Here is an 8,035-nt window from a genome sequence, read left to right on the forward strand (position 1 = left end):
GTAACTGCCCGCGCCGGGCGGCGGGCCCCCTCCCCCGCCGCCCGGCGCGGGCAGTTACGGCTACCCGCCGCCGGGGCAGCCCGCGGTCGGCTCGGGGTACATGGCGGTGCTGCGCTACCGCGCCCCCGACGGCTCGGAGCAGCAGCTCATCCGCCGCTCCGCGCCCGGGATGCCGCACCCGGAGTGGCAGATCCTGCACGAGCTGCACGCGATGAACGTGCCGCCCCAGCACGTCGTCGAGCTGCACACCGAGCTCCAGTCCTGCGAGCTGCCCGGCGGGTACTGCGCGCGGATGGTCCGCGAGACGTGGCCGCAGGTGCGCATCACGCACACCGCCGCCTACGGCCGCGACCTGGCGTCCCGGCAGGCGGGCGTGCGGCACCTGGTGGAGCATCAGGACGAGCTCCAGCAGTTCGCCGACGGCCCGCCCCGTTCCGCCCCGGTGCGCGCGCCGCTGCCGCAGCAGCAGCCCGCGCCCGCCGTGGGCCTCGACGTGATCGGGCAGGAGCTCGCCCAGGCGTTCGGGCCGCAGGCCGTCTTCCGGTACACGCCGCAGACGGTGTCGCGGCACGGCGTGCCCGAGATCGTGCAGCAGACGCTGCTGTGGTCCGGGCTCCCCATGGAGATCGGCCCGTTCTTCTGGGCGCAGGCCCAGCCGGGCCGCCCCGTGCCGACGCTGGCCGAGCTGGCGATGGAGCGCGGCGTGCAGCCGGGCCCCGACGCGGGCTCCTACCTGGTGATGGGCACCGACTTCGGCCGCCACCTGTGCGTGCAGTACGGCACGGCCGCGATCGTGGCGGTGCCGCTGGAGGCCGACCCGGCCGGGCCCGTTCCCCCGCAGTTCGTCAACGCGTCGCTGCCGCAGTTCGCCCGCTGCATGGCGCTCCTGGGCCGGATGTGGCGCCTGCGCCTCGGGCTGAACTCGGAGCAGGCGGGCCGATGGACCACGGACTTCCAGGCCCAGTTGGCCTCGCTGGACCCGATGGCGGTGGCCGATCCGGAGAGCTGGTGGTCGGTCCTGCTGGAACAGATGTGGGACGGATTGCTGTAAGTCGCGTTCTGGCGGGGACTATTCCCCTATGAACGACTTCCGCGTGACCCGTGGGCGCGGTTACCGCCCGGAGCAGGTGGACGCGGTACTGGCCGGGCTCGGGCGGGACCGGGACCTGGCGTGGCGCAGGCTGGCCGAGCTGAGCATGCGGGTCGAGCGGATGACCCGCGAGGCCGAGCGGCTGTCCGCCGCGGTGGCGGCGCTGCCGCCGCGGACCTTCCACACGCTGAGCGAGCGGGCGCAGGAGCTGCTGGCCGAGGTGGAGACCGAGGCGGCGGCGCTGCGCGAGGCGTCGGAGGCGGAGGCGCAGCGGCTGCTCGACGCGGCGGCCGCGGCGGCGCACGCGCTGCGGACCGAGGCCGCCGCCGCCGCGGAGCGGCTGCGGGCCGAGGCGGACGCCTCGGGCGAGGGAACGGTGGCCGCCGCGTCGGCGCAGGCCACCCGCCTGATGAACGACGCGCGCCGCAGGGCGTCGGCCGTGCGGGACCGGGCCGCCGCCGCGCTGGCCGAGGTGGAACGCCGCTGCGCCGCGCTGGTCGAGGACCAGCACCGGACCCAGGGGGCGGCGGCCGGCGCCTTACGGGAGGACCTGGCGGCCCGCGAGGCGGAGACCGAGGCCCGGGTGAAGGAGCTGACGCACCGCGCCGACACGACCCTGGAGACCGCGCGGCGCGAGCTGGCCGACGCGGAGGCGGAGGCGCGGGCCCGGGAGGAGGCCGCCGACGCGCGGCGGTCCGAGCTGATGGCGGACGCGCGGGTGCGCCGCCAGCGTGTGGAGCGGGAGAGCGAACGGGTCGCGCGGGAGCTGGAGGAGCGCTCCGACCAGGTGCGGGCGCATCTGGCACATATAAGGACCACGCTGGCCGCGCTGACGGGCCGCGCCCCGCGGCGCCGGGACCGTTCCCCGGATGAGACGGAGGCGGAGGAGTAGGGCTCGGTATCCTCGGGAGCCCCGATCCACCGCACGTGAAGGACGCGATCCTCGTGAGCCCCATCCGCCCGGCAGCCGTCATCGTTCTCGCAGCGGGTGAGGGGACCCGCATGAAGTCCGCCAAGCCCAAGGTGCTGCACGACATCTGTGGCAGGTCGCTGGTCGGCCATGTGGTCACCGTCTGCCGCGAGTTGACGCCCGACGAGCTGGTCGTGGTGGTGGGTCACGGGCGCGAGGAGGTCGGCCCGCACGTGAGCGCGACGGACCCGGGGGCGCGCATCGCGGTGCAGCACGAGCGGCGCGGGACGGCGCACGCCGTGCGCGCGGCGCTCGACGCGCTGGCGGACGCCAAGGCGCCGAGCGCCGGAACGGTCCTGGTGACCTGCGGGGACATCCCGATGCAGACGGCCACGACACTCCGGGCGCTGGCGGACACGCACGTCGCCCAGGGGAACGCGGTGACGGTGCTCACGATGGAGCTGCCGGACGCCACCGGCTACGGCCGGGTGCTGCGGGGCGGCGACGGCGCGGTGACGGAGATCGTGGAGCACCGGGACGCGTCGGAGGCGCAACGGGCGGTGCGGGAGGTCAGTTCCGGCGTCTTCGCCTTCGACGGCGAGCTGCTGGAGTGGGCGCTGCGCCGGGTGACCACGGACAACAGCCAGGGCGAGGAGTACCTGCCGGACGTGCTGCGGATCCTGCGCGCCGAGGGGCACCGGGTGGGCGCGGAGCTGGCGGCCGACCACCGGGAGCTGGTGGGCATCAACAACCGGGTGCAGCTGGCGCAGGCCCGCAGGATGCTCAACGACCGGCTGCTCGAACGGGCGATGCTGGCCGGGGTCACGGTGGTGGACCCGGCGACGACGTGGCTGGACGCCACGGTGACCTACGAACCGGACGCGGTGGTGCACCCCGGGACGCAGCTCCTCGGCTCGACCCACCTGGGCGAGGGCGCGGAGGTGGGCCCCGGGTGCCGGCTGGGGGACACGGTGGTCGGCGCGGGCGCCGAAGTGGTGCACACGGTCGCGGACGGGGCAAGCATCGGGGAGGGCGCGACGGTGGGCCCGTTCGCCTATCTGCGCCCCGGCACGGTGCTCGGGTCCGGCGCGAAGGCGGGCACGTTCGTGGAGATGAAGAACGCCGAGATCGGGGAGGGTTCGAAGGTGCCGCACCTGTCGTACGTGGGCGACGCGACGATCGGCGACCACACGAACATCGGGGCGGCGAGCGTCTTCGTCAACTACGACGGCGAGTCCAAGCACCACACCACGGTGGGCTCGTTCTGCAGGACCGGCTCGGACAACATGTTCGTGGCCCCGGTCAGCGTCGGCGACGGCGCCTACACGGCGGCGGGTTCGGTCATCACGAGGGATGTGCCCCCGGGGTCACTCGCCGTAGCCAGGGGGCAGCAGCGGAACATCGCGGGCTGGGTGGAGCGCAAGCGACCCGGCTCGGCGGCGGCGCGGGCGGCGGAGGCGGCTCTAGCTGCGGTGGAACAACAGGTGGACGAGGGGTAAGGGGCGCGTAAGGGGGCGTACGGTAGGAAGGCCCCAGCGGGGTGAACGAGCGCCGACGCGGATGCCAAGGAGACGTACTGTGACCGGGATCAAGACGACCGGCGAGAAGAAACTGATGTTCTTCTCCGGCCGCGCCCACCCCGAGTTGGCGAAGGAGGTCGCCGAGGAACTGGGTGTGGGGCTGGTCCCGACCAAGGCCCACGACTTCGCCAACGGCGAGATCTATGTGCGCTTCCAGGAGTCGGTACGGGGCGCGGACTGCTTCCTGATGCAGAGTCACACCGCGCCGATCAACAAGTGGATCATGGAGCAGCTGATCATGATCGACGCGCTCAAGCGGGCGTCGGCGCGGTCGATCTCGGTGATCATCCCGTTCTACGGGTATGCCAGGCAGGACAAGAAGCACCGCGGCAGGGAGCCGATCTCCGCGCGGCTGATGGCGGACCTCCTGAAGACGGCGGGGGCCGACCGGATCATCACCATGGACCTCCACGCCGACCAGGTGCAGGGCTACTTCGACGGCCCCGTGGACCACCTGTTCGCGCTGCCGCTGCTGACGGGCTACATCGCGAACCGCGTGGACCGGGAGAAGCTGACGGTGGTCTCGCCGGACGCGGGGCGCGTGCGGGTGGCGGACCGCTGGGCGGACCGGCTCGCGGCGCCGCTGGCGATCGTGCACAAGCGGCGCGACCCGGACGTGGCGAACCAGGTCACCGTGCACGAGGTCGTCGGCCATGTGGCGGGGCGGGTGTGCGTGCTGGTCGACGACATGATCGACACCGGCGGCACCATCTGCGCGGCGGCGGACGCGCTCTTCGCCAACGGCGCCGAGGACGTGATCGTGGCCGCGACCCACGGCGTCCTCTCGGGCCCGGCGGCGGACCGCCTGAAGAACTCGCGGGTGAGCGAGTTCATCTTCTCGAACTCGCTGCCCACGCCGCGGCAGGTGTCGCTGGACAAGATCACCGTCCTGTCGATGGCACCGACGATCGCACGAGCGGTCCGCGAGGTCTTCGAGGACGGCTCGGTGACGAGCCTGTTCGAAGGCAACGCGTAGACCTGGCCGGTCGGGCCTGGCAGTGCCGCGCGAGCGCGGGCGGCCGTACCGCCGCGCGGTACGAGCCACCCGACGCCACGCGGTGCCCTCCGGGCGGGCGGGCCACGGGCCTTGGGGGCCGCCGCCCCGGCGGGCGGCCGCCCGCAGGGCCCGCCGACGCGAACCGCGCCGCTCCGCGCCGGCGGGCCCTGCGGGCCAGCGCCTGCCCGTGGCGTCATCGGTGCGGTCCTGTGTCGTGCCGGGGGCGGGTAGACTTTTGGGGTTGCTCGGCGAGGGAGGGTCCCGGTGGGGGCTGGTCCGTTATCGACGCGCTCTTCGTGGCAGGTCCTCCGGGGCCGGGTGACCTTTCCCAGCGAGGACCCCAACGAGGAGTGCAGCCATGGCCGATGTGAAGATCGCCGCAGAGACCCGCGAGGAGTTCGGCAAGGGGGCGTCCCGCCGGATCCGTGCGACGGGGAGGGTGCCCGCCGTCATCTACGGGCACGGCACCGAGCCGGTCCACATCACGCTGCCGGGCCACGAGCTGATGATGGCCCTCAAGACGCCGAACATCCTGATCACCCTGGACATCGACGGCCGCGAGGAGCTGGTGATCCCCAAGGCCGTCCAGCGCGAGGCCATCCGCGGCTTCCTGGTCCACCTCGACCTGCTGATCGTCAAGCGCGGCGAGAGGGTCACCGTCGAGATCCCGATCCACGTCGAGGGTGAGCTCGCCCCCGACGGCGGCCTGCTGGAGCACGTGCTCAACACGCTCACGGTCGAGGCCGAGGCCACCCACATCCCCGAGTCGGTCACCGTCTCCGTCCAGGGCCTCCAGGTCGGCTCCTCGATCCTGGCCAAGGACGTCCCCCTCCCCTCCGGCAGCACGCTGGCCATCGAGGGCGAGGACGTCGTGATCCAGGTGCTCCAGCCGCAGGCCGAGGAGCCCCCGGCCGAGGGCGCCGCCGAGGCGGGCGCGGAGCAGGCCGGCGAGGGCGCCGAGGAGCCCGCCTCCGCCTGACGGCGGCGGCGCTGAGGAAGGGCGCACGTGGACGAACCCTGGCTGATCGTGGGCCTCGGCAACCCGGGCCCGCAGTACGCGGGGAACCGGCACAACGTCGGCTTCATGGTCGCCGACCTGCTCGCCGACCGCATGGGCGGCACGTTCAAGGCGCACAAGGCCCGCGCCATGGTGCTCGAAGGCCGGTTCGGCGCGCCGGGCGCGGGCGGCCCGCGCGTGGTGCTCGCCAAGCCGCTGTCGTTCATGAACCTGTCGGGCGGCCCGGTCACGGCGCTGAGCACGTTCTACCGGATCCCGGTCGAGCGCCTCGTCGTCGTCCACGACGAGCTGGACATCGGCTACGGCGTGCTGCGGCTGAAGCGGGGCGGCGGGGACAACGGGCACAACGGCCTGAAGTCCCTCACCGGCTCGCTCGGCCGCGACTACCACCGCGTCCGCTTCGGCGTCGGCCGCCCGCCGGGGCGGATGGACGTCGCGGACTATGTGCTGAAGGACTTCGGGACGGCGGAGCGCAAGGAGCTGGACTACTTCGTGGACCGGGCGGCCGACGCCACCGAGGCGCTGGTCACCCAGGGCCTGGAGCGGGCGCAGAGCGAGTACAACGGCTGAGGAACCCGGCGGGCCCCGCCGGGGAGCGGCCCTCAGGGTTGACCGCACGCGTGGCTGTGGCCAAGGATCGGCCCATGTCCGCGACGCAGACCCTGAGGACCGGCCGGGCCCGCCGGACCGGTCAGCGCACCTATGGCGCGCTGCTGGTGGCCCGCATGGGGTTCCTCGGGCTGCTCGTGCTGCTGCTGGTCGCCGCGGGGGCGTGGTCCTCGTTCGACACGGCCCGGCACGCGGTGATCGGCGACGGCCGCGAACGTTCCACCGTGACCCTGGCCGCGTGCGATCGCGACGCCTGCACGGGCCCGCTCGACTCCACGGGCGAGACCGTGGTGCTGCGGCAGGTCATCGCCCGCGACGAGGGTGAACGCCTCGCCGTGGCGGTGGTCCCGGGCACCGGGGAGGTGGTGCGGACCGGGCTCGCCGGGGCGCTGTACGCGTGCCTGCCGCTGACCGGGGCGCTGCTGATGGCCGCCGTGGTCATCGGCGGCGGGCTGCGCATGTACCGCACGGCGTGGGCCACGGCGGGCGTGGGGCTCGCGGCGCTGGTGGCGACGTTCACCCTCTGGATCTGAGCCCCGCACCCGCGTCCCCCGCCCGCGTCTCACACCCACGTCTCACACCGGCGCGGGCTCCGTGCGGCGGACCTGGATCACCATCACCAGCACGGCCGCCACCGCGCACAGCGCGCCCGAGGTGGTCCACGCCAGGTCGTAGGAGCCGGTCGTGTCGCGGATGAGGCCCGCGCCGAACGCGACGACCGCCGCGCCCAGTTGGTGCGAGGCGAGCACCCAGCCGAAGACGACGCCCGCGTCCTCGCCGAAGTGCCGGCGGCACAGGGCGATGGTCGGCGGCACGGTGGCCACCCAGTCGAGCCCGTAGAACACGACGAACAGCAGCATCGGCGGGTGCACGGTCCCGGCGAGCAGCACCGGCAGGAAGAGCAGGGAGACGCCCCGGAGCGCGTAGTAGACGGCCAGCAGCCGACGCGGGTCGTAGCGGTCGGTCAGCCAGCCGGAGAAGACCGTTCCCACCAGGTCGAAGACGCCGATCACCGCCAGCAGCGAGGCGGCGACGGGGACGGGCATGCCGTGGTCGTGCGCGCCGGGCACGAAGTGGGTGCCGATCAGGCCGTTGGTGGAGGCGCCGCAGATGGCGAACGTCACGGCGAGCAGCCAGAACACCCGGGTGCGGGCGGCGGCTCCCAGCGCGCGGAGCGCCCTGCGCGCCGCGCCGGGCGGCGGCGGGGGCGGCGCGGTCCAGTCCTCGGGGGCGCCGTAGGGCGTGACGCCCAGATCCTCGGGCCGGTCGCGCAGCCGCCAGAGCACCAGCGGCACGACGGCCAGCGCGCACAGGGCGACGGTCAGCGAGGCGAACCGCCACCCGGGGCCGTCCGAGAGCAGCCCGACCAGCGGCAGGAAGACCAGGTTCCCCGCCGCGCCGCCGGCCGTCAGGATGCCGGTGACCAGGCCGCGCCGGGCGACGAACCAGCGCCCCGCGATGGTGCCCGCGAACGCCAGCGCCATGGAGCCCGCGCCGAGCCCGGTGAGGACACCCCAGCAGAGCACGAGCTGCCACTGGCTGTTCACGAAGACGGTCAGCCCGCTGCCCGCCGAGATCAGCACCAGCGCCCCGCTGACCACGCGGCGTATGCCGTACCGCTCCATGAGCGCGGTGGCGAACGGCGCCGTGAAGCCGTAGAGCAGCAGGTTGACCGAGACGGCGAACGAGATGGAGCCGCGCGACCAGCCGAACTCGTCGTGCAGCGGGTCGATCAGCACGCCGGGCGCGGCCCGGAAGCCGGCCGCGCCGATGAGGCCGAGGAAGCCGATGCCCGCCACCCACCACGCGGGGTGCACGCGCGGCCCGGGGC

The 8,035-nt window shown here is 73.9% G+C and carries 7 protein-coding genes and 1 pseudogene; 7 read left to right on the plus strand and 1 reads right to left on the minus strand.

Annotated elements, in window-relative coordinates; translation table 11 throughout:
- Positions 1–7: 7 nt before the first annotated feature.
- The 7 genes and pseudogenes from ADY01_RS29300 to ADY01_RS29330 form a co-directional block, all read left to right on the plus strand.
- Positions 8–1,051, plus strand: a pseudogene (locus ADY01_RS29300) (SUKH-4 family immunity protein); the annotation flags it as partial.
- A 28-nt stretch (positions 1,052–1,079) separates the two neighbouring features.
- Positions 1,080–1,982, plus strand: a complete 903-nt coding sequence (locus tag ADY01_RS29305) for a hypothetical protein (RefSeq protein ID WP_049579518.1) — start codon at positions 1,080–1,082, stop codon at positions 1,980–1,982.
- Positions 1,983–2,035: 53 nt separating this feature from the next.
- The gene (gene glmU / locus ADY01_RS29310; protein ID WP_049579526.1) at positions 2,036–3,499 is read left to right on the plus strand and encodes a bifunctional UDP-N-acetylglucosamine diphosphorylase/glucosamine-1-phosphate N-acetyltransferase GlmU; all 1,464 of its coding nucleotides are present in this window, start codon (positions 2,036–2,038) and stop codon (positions 3,497–3,499) included.
- 79 nt (positions 3,500–3,578) lie between these two features.
- Positions 3,579–4,556, plus strand: a complete 978-nt coding sequence (locus ADY01_RS29315; protein WP_049579520.1) for a ribose-phosphate diphosphokinase — start codon at positions 3,579–3,581, stop codon at positions 4,554–4,556.
- Positions 4,557–4,935: 379 nt separating this feature from the next.
- Positions 4,936–5,556, plus strand: coding sequence for a 50S ribosomal protein L25/general stress protein Ctc (locus ADY01_RS29320; protein ID WP_049579522.1), 621 nt, complete (start codon positions 4,936–4,938; stop codon positions 5,554–5,556).
- Between the two features lie 27 nt (positions 5,557–5,583).
- On the plus strand, positions 5,584–6,165 hold the full coding sequence (gene pth / locus ADY01_RS29325; protein ID WP_049579524.1) for an aminoacyl-tRNA hydrolase: 582 nt from the start codon (positions 5,584–5,586) through the stop codon (positions 6,163–6,165).
- 74 nt (positions 6,166–6,239) lie between these two features.
- Positions 6,240–6,737 (plus strand): hypothetical protein, encoded by a 498-nt coding sequence (locus tag ADY01_RS29330; RefSeq protein WP_234320456.1) that lies wholly within the window; start codon positions 6,240–6,242, stop codon positions 6,735–6,737.
- 42 nt (positions 6,738–6,779) lie between these two features.
- On the opposite strand, the gene ADY01_RS29335 is transcribed toward ADY01_RS29330, so the two are convergent.
- The coding region (locus ADY01_RS29335) for an MFS transporter (protein WP_049579530.1) at positions 6,780–8,035 on the minus strand (1,256 nt) is incomplete at its 5' end.

The organism is Streptomyces sp. SBT349 (assembly GCF_001083795.1).
Classification (GTDB): Bacteria; Actinomycetota; Actinomycetes; order Streptomycetales; family Streptomycetaceae; genus Streptomyces.

Bases quoted from the DNA above. Each gene is read 5' to 3' on its own strand.
- ADY01_RS29305 (WP_049579518.1), top strand. From the start codon at position 1,080: ATGAACGACTTCCGCGTGACCCGTGGGCGCGGTTACCGCCCGGAGCAG.
- ADY01_RS29320 (WP_049579522.1), top strand. From the start codon at position 4,936: ATGGCCGATGTGAAGATCGCCGCAGAGACCCGCGAGGAGTTCGGCAAG.
- ADY01_RS29330 (WP_234320456.1), top strand. From the start codon at position 6,240: ATGTCCGCGACGCAGACCCTGAGGACCGGCCGGGCCCGCCGGACCGGT.